The organism is Acinetobacter sp. 742879 (assembly GCF_000588535.1).
GTDB lineage: Bacteria > Pseudomonadota > Gammaproteobacteria > Pseudomonadales > Moraxellaceae > Acinetobacter > Acinetobacter pittii.
This window is the reverse complement of sequence record NZ_JFYC01000005.1, coordinates 123,275-145,720: the sequence shown is the minus strand read 5'-3', so window position 1 is coordinate 145,720 and position 22,446 is coordinate 123,275. Positions and strand designations below refer to the sequence as shown.

Here is a 22,446-nt window from a genome sequence, read left to right as displayed (position 1 = left end):
CAAATTTAGGTCATGTTATATAGTCTTTCTTTTGGAAAAACTGCGGTAAATGTTGATCCTTCGTTTTCTTTAGACTGCACATCTAAATAAGCGCCGTGTTGCATCAGCACATGTTTTACAATTGCCAAGCCTAAACCTGTTCCACCTGTTTGACGACTACGGTCGCTATCAACACGATAGAAGCGTTCAGTCAGTCGTGGCAAATGTTTAGGGTTAATTCCGATGCCTGTGTCTTGCACACTAAAGTATGCATGTTCACCATCATCATGCCAGCCAATGGTAATGGTTCCACCTTTTGGCGTGTACTTGATGGCATTGGTAATTAAATTACTAAATGCGCTGGCAATTTCTATGTCGGAACCAATCAGGTCACAGTGGCTATCAATATGTAAATTGAGCGTATGTCCATAATCGGCATTGTAGGCCTGAGCATCATCAAATAATTGATTCATTAAACTCGGCATTTCAATAATCTGGTTTTTTGCAATTTTCTTATTATTTTCTAAATTTGATAACAGTAGTAAATCATTGACCAACGCATTCATACGTTTAGTTTGTGATTGCATCTGGTCAAATGCACGTTTCCAGCGTGGGCTAATATCTTCCTGATCGGTAAAGGTTTCGATATAACCACTGAGCACCGTTAATGGCGTACGAAGTTCATGCGAAATATTATCGACAAAGTCTTTACGCATTTGCTCAAGGTTATGCATACGCGTCACATCGTAAGCCACCAATAAACGACTTTCTCCACCAAATCTTGTGAGCTTAACCTGCACATAGCGGTCATCGTCAAAATTTGAGTGAAGCTTAATTCCATCAGGTGCCTGATCAATATTGTTAAAATATTCAATAAAGGTCGGCTGACGTAAAATCGTTAATAAGTTACGACCACGATCGAGAGGGCTGATTCCTAACAAACGTTCGGCAGCAGGGTTCCACCACTCGATTTGATGTTGGTCATCAATGAGTACAACCGCTTCAGCAAGAGCAACTAATGAAGACTGAGCCCGGTCAATTAAACCGACCATTTCCGCCTGAACAATTCGTTCTTGGCGCTGGGCACGGTAAACATTAAATAACAATGCCCCCCAAATCCCGTTAAGGTTTGGAGGAACGTCATAAGGTTTATTCGCAATCCAGTCATTGACCAGATATAAAGAACGCAACTGGAGTGTAAAAAACACCACGAAGGCGATAAAAATACAGCTCCAGAAATACCCAATACCGAAACCGACTAAACCGGCAATAATTAGAAAAAATAATAAAAGCCGTAAATCTTGTTTGGCAAACGTCCATAAACTACTGTAGCGAGAAAGCTTTTGTTCACGTACCTGTTCAGGGACGGGGTAGGGTTCATACATAAATCTTGGTTAACCTGCGGCTAAATCTGCACGTGTTGAGAAACGGTAGCCAGTTCCACGTACAGTCTGAACAAATCGGTCAACACCAAAAGGTTCTAACACTTTACGTAAACGACGGATATGCACATCGATAGTGCGGTCTTCAATATATACATTACCGCCCCATACCTGATCGAGCAACTGGGCACGCGTATAGGCACGTTCTGGATGGGTCATAAAAAACGCAAGTAAGCGATATTCAGTTGGGCCCATATCTAAAATACTGTTACCAAAGCTAACACGCTGGCTTACAGGATCAAGAATTAAACCATTGGCATCAATTGTTTTTTCACCACTTAATGCATTTGCACGGCGAAGAACTGCCTTAATACGTGAAACCAGTTCACGTGTTGAAAAAGGCTTAGTCATGTAGTCATCTGCACCTGCGTCAAGACCCTGTACTTTGTGGTCTTCTTCTCCGCGAGCAGTCAACATAATGACTGGAATTTCTGCTAGGTTTTCATCTCGTTTTAAGCGGCGACATAAATCGACACCACTTACGCCTCCAGGTAACATCCAATCAAGCAAGATAAGCGCCGGACGTTGGTCGACGATAATTTGATGAGCCTGTTTGGCATCTTCAGCCTGTAAACACTGAAAGCCTGCCATGTCCAAAGAAGTATGGATCATTTCACGAATAGGGAGCTCATCATCGACAATTAAAATATAGTCATCTTTCACAGCGCAATATCCTATAGATTTAACGGTGAACCGTTTTGTAGTTATGACAGGCTTATTACAAAGATTAATTATGACAATTTCATTGCAGAAAAGTCTATAAAATTGAATTTAGCAATAATTTGTGACAAAACCAAGGCAAAGGTATGACCAAATGATGACATATAAACTTTAAACTTCTTAAATTCATTCAATGGCTTATTATCATAATTGCTTAACCGGTTTTTCAGATTATTAGCTGTCAAAAAACTTTAATATTATTTTGAAACTTGGGCTAATAGGGATAAGAAAACAATACGGCATGCGGTTAAAACCTGCTCAAGAGACTGCTCAAATCCTCCCATGACCCATCGAATCGCAATTTGAGTGACATATCCATTCAAGCCAGTTGCAATTAAAGAGAGCTCATTTTCATGGTGTTGAATTTGCGGCATGGTTAGCATAACAAAGGCCTGAATCATGCGATCAAATTGCGCAAGCGTTTCTTGAATGGTGGCCTGATTATGTAACTCTTGTACCAAAACTGCATCTACATAGATAATACGAGCTAATCTTGGATCATCTTTTAAGGTGGTCAGCAGTGCTCTTAAACCCGCATCGACCATTTTTTCTGGATCGGGTGCAGCTTTAATCACGGCTTGCATCAGATTTTGCTGTAATTCTTCAATCATTTTTAAAAAGATGGTTTGGAATAAATCTTCACTTTTCTTAAATGATTCATAAAAATAACGTTCTGTGAGTTTTGCCTCTTGGCAAACATCTTTTACCGTCACTGAAAAAAAACCGAGCGTTCCGTAGGTCGCAATACCTGCTTCAATCAGTTTTTCACGGCGTGCCTCTTTACGTTCAGATAGAGATAACCCTTTGAACTGACGTTCTTTACTCACACTTTTTGTTTTCTTTTTACTGGTTGAGTCGTTAGTCGCCATAAATAAGTCGTTTCCTAAAGAATGGTGTCCTAATTTATAGGTTTTGGCCAAATATGCTCACTATGATAAAGCCCTCAGAAGAATTGTGCCATTCTATCTGAAATTACAGTGTACTATATTGACAATGGATATTGTCAAAATTATATTGAAGATGTCTGAACTGCACATGCAATGAACCGACTGTGCAAATATCGAAAAACAAAGGATGGACAATGAAAAATTTTAAAAACAAAGTCGCTGCAATTACGGGCGCGGGTTCTGGCATTGGGCAACAGTTAGCAATTCTTTTGGCAAAACAAGGCTGCCATCTTTCGTTGAGTGATATTAATGAAAAAGGATTACAACAAACTGTCGAGCTTTTAAAGCCATACAGTAATATTACTGTTACCACCAAAAAGCTTGATGTATCTGATCGTGAAGCAGTAAAGCAGTGGGCACAAGAAACTGTGCAAGATCACGGTTCTGTTAACCTGATTTTTAACAATGCTGGCGTTGCATTAGGTTCAACTGTCGAAGGTGCGACCTACGAAGATTTAGAATGGATTGTTGGAATTAACTTCTGGGGTGTTGTGTACGGTACGAAAGAATTTTTACCGTTCATTAAGCAAACTCAAGATGGGCACATTATTAACATCTCGAGCTTATTTGGTCTGACTGCTCAACCAACCCAATCTGGCTATAATGCAACTAAATTTGCTGTACGCGGCTTTACCGAATCGTTACGCCAAGAGTTGGATATTGAAAAAAGTGGCGTGAGTTCTTTGTGCGTACATCCGGGGGGAATTCGCACCAATATTGCTAAAGCTGCAAAAATGAGTGATAGCTTGAGTACTTTAGGTATGGACCCAGCTAAATCGATTCAAAACTTTGATAAGTTCCTACGTACCCCACCAGAAGAAGCGGCACGTCAAATCCTGGATGCCGTTTTGAAAAATAAACGCCGTTTATTGATTGGTAGTGATGCAAAATTTCTTGATGCATTGCAGCGTTTGTTCCCAACAGGATATCAACGTGCTTCAACCGTTGTGACCAAATGGATGAAATAAGATTCAAATTAAAAAAAGCCATCAAATGATGGCTTTTTTTATGTGGCTTGGATGGTTCTAAATAAGAACTTTGATCGTCTTTTTCTTCCAGATAAATTGATAATACAAGCCTTGAATAATACATAGACTGACAAATGCCAAGGCATAGGCAACCCAAATGCCTTTAAGCCCCCACATTGAGCTAAACCAGTAAGCACATGGAATTTCAATAAATAAAATGGCAGAGATATTAATCAGCATTGGAACAGTCACGGTGCCGCTCGCACGCATGATAGATGCAAAAATGGCACCTGCGCCAAAGAATAAAATTGCCCAAAGTACAATAAATAACAGCTGTTGACCTAACACCACCACAGTTGGGTCGGTAATAAACAAAGCCATTAAATATTTTGAAAATAGATAACCAAGTGCAATTAAGGCACCTGTAAATAAAAAGTTCATTCCCAGAGCCGTGCGAGTTACTCGTGCTAATAGATCTGATTTACCCGCACCAATCGCTTGCGCTGCAAAAATTGAGGCTGCGATGGAGATCGAAATCGCTGGAAACTGAATATAGTTGAGCACCTGATTCACTGCACCATACGCTGCTGTAGCATGTGAACCATAATGGTTAACCAACCCAACAATAACTAAACCCGCCATTGAGGTCGTAATCATTTGAATACCAGTTGGGACGCCTAAGCGTAATATGATTTTGCTTAGTTCTGGATTATGACGGATATGTTGCAGAAGCTGACGATTCGGGCGAAGTGGATGATTTTTCTTATTTAGATAAATCGCGAGAAAAATCAAAATAGCCACATAACCCGTGATCGTTGCGATTGCTGGAGCAATAATCCCAAGAGCAGGTAAGCCAAAATAACCTTTAAGTAATATTGGGGTAATCACTAAACCAATTACACTGGTTAAAGCAAGGGCCAGTAAAGGGGTCGTACTGTCTCCCACACCACGTAAAATTGAGGTATAGATAATATAAACGAACAGAAGTGGACTACCTGCCAGCATCCATTGCACATAAGGCAAAGAAAGATGCATTACCTTGGGATCTGTACCTAAAAGCTCCAAAATATCATGGGCGAAAAACACACCGATAATCGCGGTAATAATTCCACCAATGATGGTCATAAACAGGGTAGAACCAACTACACTTTGGACTTTTTCTATATTTTGCGCGCCCCATGCTTGCCCTACTAAAACAGTAGTACCCGTTGAAATCCCGATAATAAAAGCGAGGAGCAAAAACAAAATAGGAAAAAAAACCGAGACGGCAGCAATCGCATCAACTCCCATCATTTGACCAACAAAGATGGTGTTAATAGTTCCTGACAAGTTCTGCAAAATATTGGTAGCAATCAAAGGTAGCAAGAAAACAAAAAATGTTTTCCATAGATTTTGCTGTTGAATTAAGGACTGTCTTGGTGGCATGTGTTCTCCATCGCCCATCTCTTTGTTGAGCTGGGCGGATATTCAACTTAGTATAGTTGGAGCGAATGACTTGTAGTATTTTTACAGTGCTAAGTGGCTAAATTTATTAACATTGATTCAAAATTTCTCCTGCTTTTTGCAGAGTCTCATCATTTTTAGCAAAGCAGAATCGAATCAAGCGTAAAGACTCAGGCGCTTGCTCGTAGAAAACCGAAACTGGAATTGCCACAATCTTGTGTTGCTCGGCAAGAAACTGGCACATTTCCACATCGTTTAAGTCGGGACGAATTTGACTGTAATCAAGGTTTTGGAAATAAGTACCTTGAGAAGGTTTTAGTAAAAAACGGCTATTGTGAATTGCCTGATTAAATCGATCTCTTTTCGTTTGGTAAAACTGAGAAAGCTCTTGAATATGTTCTGGATGTTGCTCCATATATTGCGCTAGCGCAATCTGACAAGGAGTCGTGCCACAGAAATTCGCATATTGATAAATCTGGCGGAATAAACGCATTAGCTCAGGTGAAGCGACGCAGTAACCCGTTTTCCATCCTGTCACGTGAAAGGTTTTTCCAAAAGAACCAATCACAAAACTACGCTCTCTGAGCTCTGGAAAATGCAATGCACTAAAGTGTTGTTGACCATCAAAAACTAAGTGTTCATAGACCTCATCGGATAAAACCAGAATATTTTTATCTTGAATCAGTTCAATGAGTTCTAACCAGTCTTGTTTTGCCCAGATCGTACCGGTTGGATTATGGGGCGTATTCACCACAATCATACGGGTTTTGTCATTAATCAAATCTTTAACTTGTTGCCAGTTCACCTTAAAGTCAGGTGCTTGCAACGCAATATGAACAGCTTTACCGCCTGCTAACTCGACAGAAGGGCCATAACTATCATAACTTGGGTCAAAAATAATGACTTCATCACCTGCATTGATGCAGGCTTGTATGGCACAAAAAATTGCAATGGTTGCGCCAGGAGTAATAGTGATTTGAGTAACCGGATCAAGTTGAAGTTGATCACGTTGCTGAAATTGTAAAGCGAGTTGCTCCCGTAAACCGAGAATACCATCGCCAGGCGGGTACTGATTATGTCCAGCTAAAGTCGCTTGAGATAAGGCTTCAAGTAAGGCTTGTGGCGCTGGAAAATCTGGAAAGCCTTGTGACAGGTTGAGTGCACCTAGACGATGTGCAAGTGCCGTCATCGTACTAAAAATAGTCACGCCTTGAGTGGCCAATTTTGACTGTAGCTGAAGCATATTGTTCTCTTATTAAAAATATTTAAAGTTATAAAATTGACTCAATCACTGCCCGAATTACACCGAGTGTCAAACCAATAAATGCACCCACTACAACACCATTTACTCGGATCATATGCAAGTCGCCACCGACTTCATTTTCAATTTTCCCGATCATTTCACGTGAATCCCATTCATGAATGCGTTCACTCACATAGCGTATGATTTTATGGCTATATTGATCCGTAAAGTTCATGGCAAGTCCTGTCATTTCTTTGTTGAGAACTTCACGTACTTTTACATTTTGAACGAGATTTTCACCCAACTGCTGAATCGCAGCTCGCAGGTTCATTGCAATACCAGAGTCTTCTTTCATTAAATCTTCTTTAATGGCATCACACAAAATAGTGACAGCACCACTAATAAAATTTAGAACTTGAGGACTATCAAGGAGTGCATCTTTACCGCTGTTAAGGCGTTGACTGGCAACACTATCGGGTTTCGCTAACTCCAGCATGAGTGAATGTGCAATCGTTTCAATTTCTTGTCGCCATGGGTGTTCATGGTCGGCCAGCATGGATTCTACTTTTTCAACCAATGAGTCGATGGTACGTTGTTGAACATCAATACCAATCCAGCTTGCACCTCTTGCAAGTGACCAGACCCCCAGTGCTTTAAACATTTTTCGGGTTAATTCACGGGTTTTATCTGGGTTTTGTACCACCCACTCATGGGCAATATCGAGACCACGTTGTAAAACATCTTGGTGGAAATCATTTTCCAAGACTGCACGTAGCATTTCACTGGCGAGTTTGTTGACTTGGGTATTACGTACCCATTGCACGCTGTTGTTTTGCACGAAATTAGCGATTTGCTCTTGGCTCACAAATTCAAAAATTTTCGGTACAGTTTGCTGAATGAGCTGCACCACTTGCGTATTGTTTTGCGGACTTGCCAACCATTGACCAATTGCGAGGCTTAAGTCTGTTTTTTCTAAGCTTTTTTCGACCACTTGAGGCGAAAGAAAATTTTCCTGTACAAAACGGCCCATTGACTCTGCAATCCGTGCTTTGTTACGCGGAATAATCTCGGTATGGTCCCGTAAAAACTTAGGAATCGGTAACTTACCAAAAGGGTTCCTAAACAGAACTGTAATCGCATACCAATCGGCTAGACCACCCACTACACCTGCTTCGGCCCCTAGCATCAAAATATGAATAAAACCTGTGTACTCTGGCAGAAAACGGTCGGCTACCATCAGTGCAATCCACAGCACAACGACGATGATCAGCGCTAGGGTAGCAAAATATTTACTACGTTTAAGACTGGGCACGTGGTGAACTTCTTCTGCCATGCTCATAAATTTATCCTATTCATTTTTGTTTTACTGGAGGCTCGGGCGGTGGCAATAATTCTCCTGTCGGACTCAATCCATATTTTTGTCCGATAGATTTGAGAATTAACATTGCATCAAAAGCATCTTGAGGAGCCTGCTTTTGATCCCGATAACATTCAATAGTATACGACACTTGAACAGGGTCGATATTGACCACTTGGGGGAAATCATAGAACGGATCATGCCAGAAACCCGGATAGCGACGACCATAGCCATAAGGATAAAAGCTTGGAGCAGATGGATAAACCACAGCCTGACGTGGTGGTTTCTGACTTTGGTTACTTGGGTCATTCAGTACTTTAAAAAAGCGGAAACCTTTTTGTACGGTCGTTTGCGCTGATTTTACCAAAGTGATTTCTTCAGCTGCACCGTAACTCATATTCGGATCGGCTTGGAAACTAATACGAAACGTTTGCGCATTTAAAGGGTATGCGGAAAACTGGCCAAGTTGATCAAAGGTTTTTGGTTTACTTGGAGTCGTTGCGCAAGCAGTTAAGGTTAAGGCAGTGCCTAAGGCTAAACAAAGAGAGAGATATTTCATGGTGAACTCCCAGCTGAGCATTAAAACAAAGATGACTCAGCATTAAAAATTAAGAAGCTTTAAAAACTACTGTTCGGTTCTAATAAAAAATCGGTTTCCTCTGGAGTAGAAACACGTCCAAGAATGGTATTGCGATGAGGATAGCGTCCAAATCGATCAATAATGACTTTATGCTTTTTCTCAAAGCTTAAGTTAATTTCATTGCCAAGACGTTGAAATAGTTTCAAGGCAAATTCATGGATCAATTTTGATTCACTATGCATAAACGGCATATATAAAAAAGAGCGTTGCTCTGGATTAAGCTGTGCATCGAGTTGCAAACTAATTGCTTCTTGTGCCAAAGCTAATGCCAAGCTGTCATAGGCAAAAGATTGGGGCTGATCACGATAGATGTTGCGAGAAAACTGGTCTAGTACAATAATCTCTGCCAAACGACCTTCTGCTGTTTTTCGCCAAGACCAGAGTTCTGCTTGAGTTGCCTGTCGATGAACATCAGAAAAATTTTCACGGATTTTTTTGTCAAAATCATCACTTTTTGCAAACCAAAGTGAACGGTGTTCAGGAGAAAACCAGAAGTTTAAAATGTCTTGTTCGTTCATGATATTGACAACTCTTTAGCAATTATTCTTCAATAAAATCACAATTCTTTCGTGTCTTAAATAACAAGATTGTGATAAAAATTGCCAAACTGGAATGATGTGATTATATAAGTAACCGTATCATCTCACGATTTTGTATATAGTGATCTTTAATAAGCGAGCAAATGCATGAGTCAACCCACTACACCATCTCAATCAGTTATTCCTGCTTGGGTGGATTCGTCGCTACTACAAGGCATGTTACGTGGAATAGAGCGTGAAAGCCTACGTATGCAAAGTAATGGGTTCTTATCACAAGAGTTACATCCGAAGGCACTAGGTTCGGCGTTAACACATCCAAAAATTACGACTGATTATTCAGAAGCGTTGATGGAGTTTATTACTTCACCTAAGGCAACCATTGAAGAAGCTCTGCACGAGCTCACCGATATTCATGCGGTTGTGCATCATCATTTAGAAAATGGTGAAAAACTCTGGCCGCTGTCTATGCCATGTATGTTAGACGACAATGAAGAACGCATTCGTCTAGCGCAGTACGGCACCTCTAATATTGGTCGTTTTAAAACACTATATCGCCGTGGGTTAGGAATTCGATATGGTCGTCGTATGCAGACCATTTCAGGGGTGCATTACAACTTATCTTTCCCAGATACACTTTTTGCTGAGCTACAAGCTCATGAAACTGACGAACAATTAAAATCATTAAGTTTGCAGGATTACCGTAGCCATCGTTATTTTGGCCTTATTCGTAATTTTATTCGTTTAACACCATTGGTCATGTTCTTGGTGGGCGCGAGTCCAACAGTATGTCGTTGTTTCTTGACCGGACACAAACATCATTTGTTGCCTTTAATCAAAGGTTCATACTATTTACCGTATGCTACAGCACTCCGTATGGGGCGATTGGGCTATCAAAACTCAGCCCAAAAAAGCTTAGGTATTCATTACAACAATTTGTCTGGCTATCTGGATGGTTTACAAAAAGCCGTTCATTCTCCTTACCCACCATTTAGCCGTTTAGGGTTAAATGATGCATCTGGTGAGCCGTTGCAAATTAATGATCATGTTTTGCAGATTGAGAATGAATATTACAGTCTAGTACGTCCAAAACAGGTGCCTCAAGCAGGTGAAACACCGTCTCAAGCTTTAAAAAATCGAGGCGTGGGCTATGTTGAGTTACGTGCTGTAGATGTAAATCCATACTCGGCAATTGGCGTTGATGAAACGACAGCAGGCTTTCTTGAAGTCTTAGCACTTTATTGTTTGTTAAGTGATAGCCCAGACTTGTTATGTTCTGAGCAAGACTTGGTTGAGAAAAACCAGACAGAGGTGGTCAACCGAGGTCGAGCGCCAAACGCAACCATTACAGATTTAACTGGGTCATATCACATCGAAGATTGGGCACGTTTACATATTGTAAAAATGCAAGATTGTGCACAGCTACTCGATCAGACCTATGCAACAGACTTGTATGGTTCAGCTTTGGCGGTCATGCAAGCACGAATTGATGAAGTTGATGAAACTTTATCTGCCCATGTCATTGACGATACGTTAAAGCATGGTGGAACTTGGAGTTTTGGTAGCCACATGGCTCAGTTACATGCTGAAAGTTATGAACAGCATGAGCTTAGTGTGGAAACTTTGAAACATTTTGAACAGTTGGCTGCGCAATCTTTACAGCAGCAAGAAAAACTTGAGCAAGATACCAAGATCAGTTTTGATCAATATCTTGAACAATATCGATAATAAAACGAGGTTTTACATGCGATTAAGTTACCGTTTGGTGAGTGGACTACTTGTTTTAGCAAGTATAGTCGGCATGTCTTTTGCGTTGTATCTGGAACATGTAAAAGGTTTAGAGCCATGTCCGCTCTGTATTTTTCAACGTGTTGGCTTAATGGCGATGGGCCTTGTAGCACTCATAGCCTTTTTGCATAACCCAGTTTCCAATGCGGTTAAACGTTTTTATGCATTTTTAGCAGGCATTGGAATTTTATGGTCAGTGGGTGTGGCAGGACGTCATGTCTGGTTGCAACATTTACCACCAGATCAAGTACCAAGCTGTGGCCCAGGTTTAAATTATTTAATTGATGCCTTACCAATGAAAACGGTTTTACAAGAAGTATTGTCGGGGTCAGGTGAATGTGCAGCAATTGATTGGACCTTTTTAGGTCAATCTTTACCAGTTTGGTCATTGGTCTATTTCCTCTTACTATTACTGGTCTGTTTATGGCAGTTGTTCCGTTTTTATCCAGTATTTAAGACAACCAAAAAAAGAGTTTAAAGCTCTTTAAAAAAGCCCAACACTATGTTGGGCTTTTTATTGCTTAGGAATAGGTCAAAATATAAGAAAACAAATTAAAAAAAAGAATAATGATGTAGACAGATAGGTCTGTTTTTTATAAAGTGCAGCCGTTTTATATCCTTATGATTATAAAAAAATGCTTTTTAATATCTTTAATGTTTTGGAAAAAATAGGGTTAAGTGCGCAGAAACGTGCCGTCCATGTGCAATTTTCTAATGAACTACTCAATAGCCAAGTTTTTTTACAACGTATAGAAGGCCAACATCAGCTAAATGGGGGATTGGACGCTGAGTTGATCTGCCTTTCAACGAGTGCCCAAATTGCATTGAAGCAGTTTATAGGTGTGCAAGTTGCCGTTGATCAGGTCACTGATTCTGGACAATTATTTCGGACTACAGGAATTGTGACTGAAGCGAGTTATGGCCAGAGTGACGGTGCTTTAACGCTTTATAAATTGACCTTAAAAGACGCGACAAACTTATGGCACAAGCGCCGTAATAGCCGTGTTTTCATGAATAAAAGTATTATTGAAGTCACGGAAGTTTTATTTAAAGAGTGGCAAGAAAAAAGTCAGCTATTTGCGACAAGTTTAAGTCTCGATCTTAGTGGGTTAAGCCAGAGTTATGATATTCGCCCATTTATCATGCAGCACAATGAGTCTGACTATGACTTTCTTACACGCTTGTGGCGAAGTGAAGGCGTTAGCTGGCTAATTGACGAAGCCGAACTTTTTGTTCCTCATTTTACTGCACCTATACAACCTCAAAAACTAAGACTCATTGATGACAATAGCCAGTACCAAGCTTTAGCACGCCGTAGTATTCGCTATCACAGAAGTAGTGCAACAGAATATCAAGATAGTATTACAGGTTTTGTTGCAGTGCGGTCTTTACAGCCGACTGCTGTACATGTGCAGCGTTGGCAACCTGATGCTCTAGCACATGAAGAAGGTGTAGGTTCAGTTATCACTACACACCTACATTCAGAGCAATTTGATTCAGCGAGTTTGAGTCTTGAACAAGCATGGCATATGAGTCCAGCTTGGATGCAAGATTTGAAAGGGGAAGATCAGGCCACTGCTTCAAGTAGTAATCAGCTAGAGAAATTGAATCAGCAATTTACGGATATGTACGCGAGTCGAGCCAAATATTTTAAGGCTTATAGTAGCGTCCGTGATAGTCAAGTCGGCTATTGGTTTAATTTACAGGAGCATCCTGAAATTGATCAGCATGAAGGAGCAGATCAAGAGTTCTTAATCATTGCTAAAAATTTCTATAACCAAAATAACTTACCAAAAGATTTACATCAGCAAGTTAGCCAGTTATTAACCCAAAGTCGTTGGGATAAATATGGTTATGATGATATTGAGCGCCAAGGTAATGAGCTGACCCTAATACGCCGTCAAATTAAAACTGCACCTGAATATAATCCAGAACAGCATCGCCCAATTGCTTACCCGCAAAGAGCCAAAGTCGTGGGGCCAGAGGGAGAGACTATTCATGTTGATGAATGGGGGCGCATTAAGGTGCGTTTTCTATTTACTCGTAGTGATGATCATGGGCATGATGGTGGCGCAGGTAGCAATGATAATGATACCGACTCGGCTTGGGTGGATGTACTGACTCCTTGGGCAGGCGAGGGCTATGGAGCACGCTTCTTGCCACGTATTGGTGAAATGGTGGTCATTGACTTCTTTGATGGCAATATTGACCGTCCATTTGTGACTGGGCGCATCCATGAAGCGCAGCGCTCACCAACTAAATTCGATGTAAAAGGGCAACTTCCTGATACTAAAAAGCTAAGTGGCATACGCAGTCAGGAAATCAATGGAAGTGGCTTCAACCAATTACGCTTTGATGACACAACAGGGCAAATTAGTACTCAACTACAAAGTAGCCATGCGGCAACACAGTTGAATTTAGGTAATTTAAGCCATCCTAAAGAACAAGCGACAAGCCAAGGCCGTGGTGAAGGCTTTGAGCTTAGAACAGACGCTTGGGGAGCTGTGCGTGCGGGTAAAGGCATGCTCATTAGTACCTATGCACAAGAGCAAGCGATTGCAGACCATCTAGAGGCCGCACAAGCACAATCCTTACTTTCACAAGGTTATGAAAGCATGAAAATGCTCAGTGAAGTTGCAGCAAAGCAACAAACTGATGCTTTGAATGTAATTAATCGCTTACCCAAATTTATCCAGTCACTTGAGCTAAAAACTACAGGACAGGCGTTAAATAGTACGGTGAATCTATTTAAAGAAGGAATTAATAACGATCCTATTCACGCTTTAAAAGACTGTGGTGGCTTTATTCAAGATATTGGTGCGCTAGGGGGAAATGCAAAAGGAGTTGTAGACGAATTTAATTCTTTCTTTAGTGATGCCAGAGATGCGGTAGAAAACTTAAAAGCATTTATCGAAAATGTTGAAGAGCATGGTGCTGACATCGTTAAAGGAAAACTTACCAGTATTAAAGACCGCATTCATAAAAATCCATTTGAAAGTATTCAAGAGGTTGGAAAAATCTTAGCGAATGTCGAGACTAAAGACTTTGACATGATGAGTGTATGCGGAACGTTTAGTAAAGGCAGTAAATTGGAAGTATCACCTTCTAAAGCATTAAGCTCTTTGCAAGGCTTTATGGAAGGTTATACCCAAGGTTTGGAAAGTAGTTCCGATACTAAACAGCAAGAACAAGGCAAAATTTTTAGACAAGCCTTGATGTTATTAGCATCGCCAAATGGCATTGCATTGACGACACCTGAAAATATCATTTTGCAAGCTTCGCAAGATATTGCAGAAAGTGCTAGTGGCTCAATTAACTTAAGTGCACAGAAAAATATCATTGGGCATGCGCAAGACAAAATAAGCTTGTTTGCCGCGCAAAAGGGTTTCCGTGCTTATGCAGCAAAAGGAAAGCTCGAACTACAAGCACAAGACGATGCCATTGAAGCAATCGCTAAAAAGGTCATTAAGCTCATTTCTACGGAAGAAAAAATCGAGCTTACCAGTCCAAAAGAAATTGTTTTAACAGCGGGTGGATCTCAGCTCAAAATTAATGCGGATGGCGTATTTTCAACAACAGGTGGTAAGTTTGAAAGTAAAGCTGGGCAGCATTTGTTTACGAGTGGAGCAACAGTAAATGCTGAGTTGCCGAAAATGCCGGCAACTGGGATGTATAGTATGAGATTTGATTTAAGCCAAATATTTGATACTAAAATATTAAAAAATATGAAGTATAAATTAATTAATCATTCTAAGAAAATTGAAGCTGTATATGAGTTTGAGCAAGAAAGTAGCGCGAGAGTTTACAGCGATTCTGTTGATAATGTAGAACTCGCTTTAGTCCCAGGAGCTTATTTAACAGAAATTAAAGAGCTGATGCTTGGACAGGAAGCTGAATCACTAGATGGTGAGGAGATTGATGGCTGTGGATGTGGAATTGATCATGAGCATACATATAATGATTAGGAGATTGACTGATGTTTAATAAACAAAATATTGTTTGCCTCTTTTTGGTTTTATTTTCACTGAAAAGTTATGCAAAAGAAGATTTTAATCTTATTTCACAATGTACGGACGAATACGAGACAAGTTGTAATGTTGTTCTAACAGCAAATGGTAAAAAAAATATTTTATTACACGATATAAAATCACCAAGTATTGAAAAAGTTAATGAAGACATCTTTCATGTAGTAAGTTCATGTGGTTCACCTTGTGTAGGACATTACTTTATTGGAAAACATGAGGAAGACTATACTGAGGAGTTGATTAGTTTTGATATTAAGTCTAAATGTATTATAGAAAGTGATAGTCGTAAAAAGAAAATATATGCAAAAAAGATGTTCACTAATAATAAAAGAATTTTAATAGACTTAAGTGAAAAGAAATTCAATATTCTTCCATCAAAATTTAATTATTACAGTGATTTTAGTGAGATGTCTCATTTTGATAATACTGGAGAGCTCAATTTAATTGCAAATGATTATGGTAAAATTCTATTTAAAAAGAAAATCCAAAATCCTTGTGGAAGTAACAGTAAATGAGTTATTCAGAAGAATTTATAAAGTTTGTTGGGACTGTGGCAGGAGAAGCTGGAGGATGCAGTCCAACCACTTGGAAAGTTGTGGCGCACTGTATAAAAAATAGGATTGGTTTTGCAGAGTGGCTTAATGCAAGAAATGTTAATGATATTTTAAAAAAGAATTTCGATGCTATTACTGATAAAAATCCACCTTTTAAAAAAGCTGTGACAGAAATGTATTCGGGGAATATATCTGATCATACCCAAGATATTATTGAAGCAATATCACCAATTTATCAAGGACTGGAAGAGGATATAACAAATGGAGTTGTATTATATTTCAGCCCTAAAGCTCAAGCAGCTTTACATAAGAAAAATCCAGAAAAATATACTTCACTAGTTCCAGATTTCGCTAAAAGTTCCTTGACTGAAGAAGTAAAAATAAAAGGAACAGAAAATGATGATATGCGTTGGTATAGATATAAAGGTACATCACGTTTCTATGTTCAATTTGTTGATAGAAGTGCTAATGTACTTGCTAATTCTAGTGTAAGTATTGGGTACAAGAAAACAAAAGTAGTACCAGCGTTAAGTAATTTAGTTACTGATAATCAAGGTAAAATTAGATCATTTCTTGTGAAAGATGGTTGGGGAGCAAGATTTACTATTAATGGTGTTCAAGCGGTTGATAATAATAATAAAGAAATTTTATTAATTGCTGATGGGAAAAATCATTCTTCGGTTATAGTTGTTGCAAGTGGTCGTAGTGGAATAAAATCTCAAACTGACATACATAACCAACAGACATCACCTAGTCAAAAGCAAGAATCTGTAAAAAAAGACACCAAAGCTGAAGTAAATAATGAAAAAAAAGCAGAAGAGGGTGAGAATAATACTAAACAAAAAAATGTTAATTTTAGTATTAAGATCATAGATAGTGAAAATAAGGTAATATCAAATTTTTCCTATTTTTTAAAATATAAAAATGCTGAAAAGAAGCATAGTGTAGGTACTAATGGTATTGAAAATAACTTAGTAGCGTTAAGTGGTGAGGAGATTACAGTTTTAATTAGTGGGCTGGACTCAAAACAAGAAATTATTCGTTTTACAGCACAAGAGGGGATGGGTGAAAAGATTATAAAGATTAATTTACATACTTTTAATATCCTGTTCAGACATAGAGATACGAAAAAACCTATAACGAATTTGAATTTAATTCAAAAATATAGAAATCAGATAAAGCAAAAAAAGACTGATGGTAATGGAAAGATAACTGTTAGTGCAATGCCAGGATTCGAACTGAATTATAAATTAAGAGATGAACGGAATTTATTAACTATCAAAGTTGATAAAAATAAATCGCTTCGTGTTATCGATGTTGATTCCTCAGCAATAGAGCAAGCATCAAAAAATATAAAGACAGGGACTAAAGTTGTAGAAATATCTCAATCTAAACAACCAATTCCTTCAGCTAAACATAAGCGACTAGTTGATAAGCCAGTTGAAACTCATGACTCTACCCCTAAGAGAGATGAAAAAGTAAAAACCAGTACAGAAGGCCATCCTAAAACTATTGTTATAGATAATAGTGATATAGAGTTTAAAATTTTAACTTATGACAAAATAACTAAACAATTAGTTAGTAATTGTGAATATATAATTGAGTATAAAGGAAATAAAAACTCTCATATAAGCGGTGTTAGCGGTCTAGGTACAAAAATACATAAGGGCCAAGCCGGACAAACAATAAAAATATTTGAAAATACTAACCTATTGACTCAAGTAACATTACAAAAAGATATGAAACCTATATCTATTAATGTTACTAAGTCGGATTCATCTCAACTAAAAGTTAGCGGAGTGGATTGGTGTAGCTTGTTCTTACAAAGTAATAGTTTAAGTGATTTAGCTGAGCCTTTCAAAACCAACGCTTCAAAATTTATTAATGGCATGAAAAATGCCGGTATCAGTGTCGTAATTAATACAACTTGGCGTCCATCTGAAAGAAGTTATTTAATGTATTATTCTACAGCGATAGCAAGAGGAGAAATTGCTGTAGATAAAGTACCTCCATTTCCGGGAGTAAATATTGATTGGACACATAAAGGAAATAAAACTGAAGCAATAAAAGCAGCAAAAGCAATGTATAAAAAATATGGTATAGGCAAGAATCCAGTAGGTAAACCAGGCTCTTCAAACCATAATAGAAAAAAAGCAGTAGATATGAGAATATCTAATTATATTGGAAAAGTTGTGACTATTGATGGTGAAAGTATAAAAATTACAAGTTGGGCAACATTAACTCAATTAGGCAAAAAATATGGTGTAATTTGGTATGGTAGTAAAGATGCACCTCATTGGTCAGAGACAGGTAGGTAAAAAGTGATTTACAAAACATTAATTGGTATGTGTTTATTGGGATTGGGCTTAAGTGGTTGTGATAATAAACATTTAAGTGAGACTACTCATGTTAAACCTACTGAACAACATAAAGTCGAGATGCCACAAAAAAAATTACCTTCAGTAGAGAAATTACAGATTAGTAAAGATATAAAAAAAATGTTAGACAATAAGATTTATTTATTATTAGATTCTGATGAAGGTTGTATAGTAAGTGAAAAACCTCTTAATAAAGATATCGTAATTATCTATAAAGAGGACGAAAAATTTAAATATGATATTGTGAATCCAATATTGAAAAAAGATAGTAGTGATTGTGTTTCAGAATTAGCTTTTGTTACAGATGAGCCTAATTATTTTTATAATATTAATAAGAGAAGTAAGGAGTTAGTTCGAGGCTATGGCTTTGAATTAAATAAGGGTCAGATTTTATATAAAAATAATAAAATTAGAGGAGTTGATTTGATAGGGGATGGAATTCCTAATATTATAACTGAATGTTTTTCAAGTGAAGGTGCACATTTTAATATTTTTGGAGGGCAAAATAATGAAGAAAAGTTGTTACATCGTTATACTTACCTAGATATGAACTTACAAGCATCGTGTACTGAAAATGAAAAAATATATAATAAAGGTTTGTTAGATTTAAGAAATAAGTATAAAGAAAATTAATGAAAAGTATCTGATAATATTCTCTATAAATAGAAATTTAATTTAAATAGCATAGGCACTTTTATTACTAAAAGTGCCTATACTATCTTTATTTAGTCGTTAGAAAGTTTATATTAACAATATTCATATCATAACTTTTAAGCCCAATTTAATATTTTTAAATTTTTGATTTTTAAATTTTTAATTTTGTTGTTATCACTATTAATTAAGTAGGGCTTTTTGGCACCCATCAAAATAGGTAAGTCATCTTCAATATCATCACTGTATGTTGCAAACCAAGGTTGTTTGATATCAAGCTTATTCAATCTTCTTACTTTTTCTTCAGACCTGCAATGTATCCCACTTATCCATCCTCCTAGTTTCGTTTGTAGAGGAGTACCAATAATTTGTACATCTAGATTAATAGATTCGAGTAAAACATTCGCTAACTTTTCTGGTGCAGCCGTGGCAATAAACACAGTTCTTCCATTGGCTAAATGATCTTTAACCTCGGCTATACCTTGCTCAAACCAATATAATGAACTAGAAGTAGTTTCTTTGATATTCTTAGAGAAATTCTTAAAGCTATATTCTAATTCTTCTTCAATCAAACCATATGTTGCAATCCATAAGTACAATGAAGCACCTTTAGATTTATATTTCTTAAATTTCATAAGAGGCAAAGCGATGGGCGTTACAATAAGTGCAGAGATAAATCTAAAAATATTAGATTTCAATTTATCTGTTAACCATGCCTTTGTAGAGTCACCCGATAGTAATTCCCGTCCAAGTCAAACACAACGATTTCCTTCATATGTTTCTCTAAATTTAGTAGTAGTGATAAGAATTAGTTTTTAAAAAGGAGATTTTAATATTTACTTTATTAATTTATAAAATAGTTTATTGTAATTTTGTTATAATGGTTTGATCTGATTATTTATAAACTAATCTAATGAAAAATTTTTATTCTTTATTTTTTTGGTTCTTTCTAGTAACACATTTGCAAATGTAGATGAGTGGAATGACTATTTACAAGATTCCACCCAAATAAATTCACCTATAGAATACATAGATTCTTATAATAAATATACAGTTATAAATCCTAATTTAAAAATTAAATTAGGGGATTTTGGTAATATTAATAAAACTAAAAAAGAGATTAAATATTCTTTAAAAAAAATATGGAGTTCAAATCTTAAATCGGAAAGAAGTGTATAATATTTTTGAAAGTAAAGTTCCTTTAAAATCTAATGTTGACTTTACATTATTGTACAATGATAAAAATATTATAGCTTTTAGAATTCGAGAAAATAGTAATATAGATTATGTAAAAGAACCATATAAAAATTTCACTGCAAATGCATATTTTTATAATGTCGTAAATAATAAATTTATTGAATTACCGGTTTTAAATTCAGATAGTGAGGATAAAAGTAAGTCGACAGATATCTTACAAGGAGATCAGTTAACATATGATTCAAAAAAAGGACAATATATTTATTTGGCAAATATAAAATCTTATAAAACAGGGAAAATACAATCTGTCAAAACTGTTTTTAACAGTAACTTAAAATGTATTTCCTCTACTTTGGGATGCGAAACGATAGGTGCTCTTTCTGCTACAAAAGCTAATTAATTAAAAAAGCCCAACATAAGTTGGGCTTTTTTTTACGTCTCTACAATCCCTTCTAAATCTTCGAGCTTATAGTTCGGCATATCAATAATATGGGTTTGAATACCTTCTTGAACGTAATCATTCACATGAGGATATAACCAGCGAGTGATCTGTTCGGCAACACTTGAATGATACTGAATTTCAAAGTGATTTAAGCCATAAAACACCGCTTTATGTGAGTCTGGAACTTTAAGCTGAAAACGTGGGTTAGGGTGTTCGCCTAGCGCGCTTTTTACACTCACTAAGTAGTCGCCAATTACGGTCAACGCTTTATTGCGCCCCTTTTCAAATTCTAAGGTCCCTGCCACTAAAAAGGTGTTGATATGGGAAGGTAGCGGAGCAGGGGCGCGGTTATCATCCATCATACCAATACGGGCATCCATATGTTCCCAATCATCATCACGAACGCTGCCGTGGCGTAGGTCTAAAATACCATTACTCCGAATATTAACCAGTTGACCGAGTAAGCCGACAAAAGGGAAAGCCCCAAGTTTATCTTGTATGGTAAAGCCAAAGCGCTCTAAGACTGCCCCATGATGTGGAGAGCCAATACAGACTAGATTCTCGACCATATGGATCCATTGATACATATTTTGTTTGCCATAAAACAAGGCACTACGAGAGACTAGCCCGCCCATACTATGGCCAATGATATCGATGCTGGTAATTCTTGGATTACGTTGTACCAAGTCTTCTAATAAGTTCGAAAAACTGCGTCCATTGGCTGAAATACGTCGGCCTGTATTGTAATTTAAATACAACATGGTGTTATGGTCACGCTGCGCTAACAGGCGCTCACCAATGCCGCCATAGTGTGCATTTGACCAAGTCAGATGGTTCATACATAAACCATGAGCTAAAATCACGATACGGCCTGCAAGTTCCCCTTGTTGTATTGCACCGTAGTGATCATATAGCACCATGGGTAAGGCGAGGGGGCTATGCTGTTTCAGTAGATAATCCCCAAAAATCCCATTCAAAATGCCGACTAAAAAATGTAGGCTTGGGGTCAGTGGTTTTTCGTGAAGTGTAGGATATTTTTCAATAATATGACGTAAGCTTGGCGCTAAAAAACAACTCCCATATTTTTGTAAAGCGCCATAAGAAAACTGATATGCCTTTTGCACAAATGGTCGTTTTTGAAAGTTTTTAGCATTTTGTGTGCTCACACCAAAAGCATTTTTTAATACTTCAATATTAATAACTTGAATTAATTCATGTACACCATTTAAGCTGGTACTGAACAGTTGAGCTAAACCTTCTAATACGTCTGCCTGACTAGGTGGCGTACGATCCCATTTACAATAAGTTTCATGTAGTGGTGTTAAGCTCGGCATATCTTTTCCCCATATACGTTATAACCGACGTTTTAAGCTGTACTTTTTATCAACGGCAGCTAACGTTTCCATCTTAGTAGTTTAAATAACACATGTTTTTAAAATACTGATGAATGGTTAGTTGAGTGGTTTTTCTTGTCTGACAATAGTGTTTTTATATACAAACTGAGAACAAAAATGTGAGTTTATTCTCAATTTAGAGGGAAAATATATGAATATTATCTACCTCCATGGCTTTAATAGTAGCTCTCTTTCAATTAAAGGGCTGAGCCTTAAGCAGTATTGTAGCGAATTGGGCATAAATGTGCATTTGCCAGATTTAAACAGATCTCCTGATCTAGTGGTTGAGCAAGTTTCAGCGCTTATTGAATCGTTACAAGACGTGGCTTTAGTTGGTAGTAGCCTTGGCGGGTTTTTTGCGACATATTTTGTCGCAAAATATAATGTTCCAGCTGTACTGATTAACCCTGCTATGCAACCATGGAAACTGTTTGATGAGTTATTTCAAGTTGAAAGTATGCCCTATGTGGTGAATGATCAATGGTCAATTGACCATGTTCAGTTACGGCAGTTACAACAACTGGAACTGAAACAACCTGAAAATGCCGACAAAATACTCGTCTTATTGCAACAAGGCGACGAAATTTTGGATTATCGTCAAGCACAACGCTATTATAGTGCTGCAACGCCATCCTCATTGATTTTGACGGATGCTCATGGCAATCATGCTATGGAAGATTTTGAAGAAAAATTACCGTTAGTGATCGAATTCTTTGCGCACACCATCAAATAAGGAAAACGT

General features: G+C 37.7%; 17 protein-coding genes and 2 pseudogenes. 9 read left to right on the top strand and 10 right to left on the bottom strand.

Features of this window, described 5'->3' with window-relative positions:
* Positions 1-5: 5 nt before the first annotated feature.
* The 3 genes from phoR to J690_RS12685 form a co-directional block, all read right to left on the bottom strand.
* Positions 6-1,364, bottom strand: a complete 1,359-nt coding sequence (gene phoR / locus J690_RS12695) for a phosphate regulon sensor histidine kinase PhoR (RefSeq protein WP_032036195.1) — start codon at positions 1,362-1,364, stop codon at positions 6-8.
* 9 nt (positions 1,365-1,373) lie between these two features.
* A complete protein-coding gene (gene phoB, locus J690_RS12690; RefSeq protein ID WP_000650776.1) occupies positions 1,374-2,084 on the bottom strand; it encodes a phosphate regulon transcriptional regulator PhoB in 711 nt (236 codons plus the stop codon).
* 254 nt (positions 2,085-2,338) lie between these two features.
* Positions 2,339-3,010 (bottom strand): TetR/AcrR family transcriptional regulator, encoded by a 672-nt coding sequence (locus J690_RS12685; protein WP_031949648.1) that lies wholly within the window; start codon positions 3,008-3,010, stop codon positions 2,339-2,341.
* A 212-nt stretch (positions 3,011-3,222) separates the two neighbouring features.
* On the opposite strand from J690_RS12685, the gene J690_RS12680 reads away from it, so the two are divergent.
* Entirely contained in the window at positions 3,223-4,056 is an 834-nt protein-coding gene (locus J690_RS12680; protein WP_002121857.1) for an SDR family NAD(P)-dependent oxidoreductase, read from the top strand.
* A gap of 57 nt (positions 4,057-4,113) precedes the next feature.
* Here J690_RS12680 and J690_RS12675 read toward each other — a convergent pair whose 3' ends face one another.
* From J690_RS12675 to J690_RS12655, 5 genes are all read right to left on the bottom strand, one after another.
* Positions 4,114-5,481, bottom strand: a complete 1,368-nt coding sequence (locus J690_RS12675) for an MATE family efflux transporter (protein ID WP_032005022.1) — start codon at positions 5,479-5,481, stop codon at positions 4,114-4,116.
* 106 nt (positions 5,482-5,587) lie between these two features.
* Positions 5,588-6,742, bottom strand: a complete 1,155-nt coding sequence (locus J690_RS12670) for a pyridoxal phosphate-dependent aminotransferase (protein WP_032036194.1) — start codon at positions 6,740-6,742, stop codon at positions 5,588-5,590.
* Between the two features lie 28 nt (positions 6,743-6,770).
* On the bottom strand, positions 6,771-8,081 hold the full coding sequence (locus J690_RS12665; RefSeq protein WP_017387594.1) for a DUF445 domain-containing protein: 1,311 nt from the start codon (positions 8,079-8,081) through the stop codon (positions 6,771-6,773).
* Between the two features lie 13 nt (positions 8,082-8,094).
* Positions 8,095-8,658 carry a CC0125/CC1285 family lipoprotein gene (locus J690_RS12660; RefSeq protein ID WP_032036192.1) on the bottom strand — a complete coding sequence of 188 codons (564 nt, stop codon included), beginning with the start codon at positions 8,656-8,658 and terminating at the stop codon, positions 8,095-8,097.
* Between the two features lie 59 nt (positions 8,659-8,717).
* Positions 8,718-9,257: a DUF924 family protein gene (locus tag J690_RS12655; RefSeq protein ID WP_032036190.1), complete on the bottom strand. Its 540-nt coding sequence runs from the start codon at positions 9,255-9,257 to the stop codon at positions 8,718-8,720.
* A gap of 168 nt (positions 9,258-9,425) precedes the next feature.
* Between J690_RS12655 and gshA the strand changes: the two genes are divergently transcribed.
* The 6 genes from gshA to J690_RS23835 all read left to right on the top strand — a co-directional run bounded on the left by gshA (position 9,426) and on the right by J690_RS23835 (position 18,653).
* Complete coding sequence (gene gshA / locus J690_RS12650; RefSeq protein WP_032036187.1) at positions 9,426-11,003, top strand: glutamate--cysteine ligase; 1,578 nt, start codon at positions 9,426-9,428, stop codon at positions 11,001-11,003.
* A gap of 16 nt (positions 11,004-11,019) precedes the next feature.
* Positions 11,020-11,541 (top strand): disulfide bond formation protein B, encoded by a 522-nt coding sequence (locus J690_RS12645; RefSeq protein WP_032036185.1) that lies wholly within the window; start codon positions 11,020-11,022, stop codon positions 11,539-11,541.
* Between the two features lie 157 nt (positions 11,542-11,698).
* Complete coding sequence (locus J690_RS12640) at positions 11,699-15,028, top strand: type VI secretion system Vgr family protein (protein ID WP_032036183.1); 3,330 nt, start codon at positions 11,699-11,701, stop codon at positions 15,026-15,028.
* Between the two features lie 11 nt (positions 15,029-15,039).
* The gene (locus J690_RS12635) at positions 15,040-15,603 is read left to right on the top strand and encodes a hypothetical protein (RefSeq protein ID WP_000482373.1); all 564 of its coding nucleotides are present in this window, start codon (positions 15,040-15,042) and stop codon (positions 15,601-15,603) included.
* On the top strand, positions 15,600-17,960 hold the full coding sequence (locus tag J690_RS12630; protein WP_032036180.1) for a hypothetical protein: 2,361 nt from the start codon (positions 15,600-15,602) through the stop codon (positions 17,958-17,960). Before J690_RS12635 ends, J690_RS12630 begins: the two co-directional genes overlap by 4 nt.
* Positions 17,961-17,963: 3 nt before the next feature.
* On the top strand, positions 17,964-18,653 hold the full coding sequence (locus tag J690_RS23835) for a hypothetical protein (protein ID WP_081405154.1): 690 nt from the start codon (positions 17,964-17,966) through the stop codon (positions 18,651-18,653).
* 137 nt (positions 18,654-18,790) lie between these two features.
* Here J690_RS23835 and J690_RS12625 read toward each other — a convergent pair.
* Positions 18,791-19,446: pseudogene (locus J690_RS12625) on the bottom strand (haloacid dehalogenase-like hydrolase).
* 158 nt (positions 19,447-19,604) lie between these two features.
* Here J690_RS12625 and J690_RS0104360 point away from each other — a divergent pair.
* Positions 19,605-20,268 (top strand): annotated as a pseudogene (locus J690_RS0104360) (hypothetical protein).
* A gap of 32 nt (positions 20,269-20,300) precedes the next feature.
* Here J690_RS0104360 and J690_RS12620 read toward each other — a convergent pair.
* Entirely contained in the window at positions 20,301-21,644 is a 1,344-nt protein-coding gene (locus J690_RS12620) for a PGAP1-like alpha/beta domain-containing protein (protein WP_032036178.1), read from the bottom strand.
* Positions 21,645-21,855: 211 nt separating this feature from the next.
* On the opposite strand from J690_RS12620, the gene J690_RS12615 reads away from it, so the two are divergent.
* Complete coding sequence (locus J690_RS12615; RefSeq protein WP_017387585.1) at positions 21,856-22,437, top strand: YqiA/YcfP family alpha/beta fold hydrolase; 582 nt, start codon at positions 21,856-21,858, stop codon at positions 22,435-22,437.
* Positions 22,438-22,446: the final 9 nt, after the last annotated feature.

Bases quoted from the DNA above. Each gene is read 5' to 3' on its own strand.
- J690_RS12680 (WP_002121857.1), top strand. From the start codon at position 3,223: ATGAAAAATTTTAAAAACAAAGTCGCTGCAATTACGGGCGCGGGTTCT.
- J690_RS12615 (WP_017387585.1), top strand. From the start codon at position 21,856: ATGAATATTATCTACCTCCATGGCTTTAATAGTAGCTCTCTTTCAATT.
- J690_RS12660 (WP_032036192.1), bottom strand. From the start codon at position 8,658: ATGAAATATCTCTCTCTTTGTTTAGCCTTAGGCACTGCCTTAACCTTA.
- gshA (WP_032036187.1), top strand. From the start codon at position 9,426: ATGAGTCAACCCACTACACCATCTCAATCAGTTATTCCTGCTTGGGTG.
- J690_RS12645 (WP_032036185.1), top strand. From the start codon at position 11,020: ATGCGATTAAGTTACCGTTTGGTGAGTGGACTACTTGTTTTAGCAAGT.
- J690_RS12675 (WP_032005022.1), bottom strand. From the start codon at position 5,481: ATGCCACCAAGACAGTCCTTAATTCAACAGCAAAATCTATGGAAAACA.
- J690_RS12630 (WP_032036180.1), top strand. From the start codon at position 15,600: ATGAGTTATTCAGAAGAATTTATAAAGTTTGTTGGGACTGTGGCAGGA.
- J690_RS12635 (WP_000482373.1), top strand. From the start codon at position 15,040: ATGTTTAATAAACAAAATATTGTTTGCCTCTTTTTGGTTTTATTTTCA.
- J690_RS12655 (WP_032036190.1), bottom strand. From the start codon at position 9,257: ATGAACGAACAAGACATTTTAAACTTCTGGTTTTCTCCTGAACACCGT.
- J690_RS12665 (WP_017387594.1), bottom strand. From the start codon at position 8,081: ATGAGCATGGCAGAAGAAGTTCACCACGTGCCCAGTCTTAAACGTAGT.
- J690_RS12640 (WP_032036183.1), top strand. From the start codon at position 11,699: ATGCTTTTTAATATCTTTAATGTTTTGGAAAAAATAGGGTTAAGTGCG.
- J690_RS12685 (WP_031949648.1), bottom strand. From the start codon at position 3,010: ATGGCGACTAACGACTCAACCAGTAAAAAGAAAACAAAAAGTGTGAGT.
- phoR (WP_032036195.1), bottom strand. From the start codon at position 1,364: ATGTATGAACCCTACCCCGTCCCTGAACAGGTACGTGAACAAAAGCTT.
- J690_RS12670 (WP_032036194.1), bottom strand. From the start codon at position 6,742: ATGCTTCAGCTACAGTCAAAATTGGCCACTCAAGGCGTGACTATTTTT.
- J690_RS12620 (WP_032036178.1), bottom strand. From the start codon at position 21,644: ATGCCGAGCTTAACACCACTACATGAAACTTATTGTAAATGGGATCGT.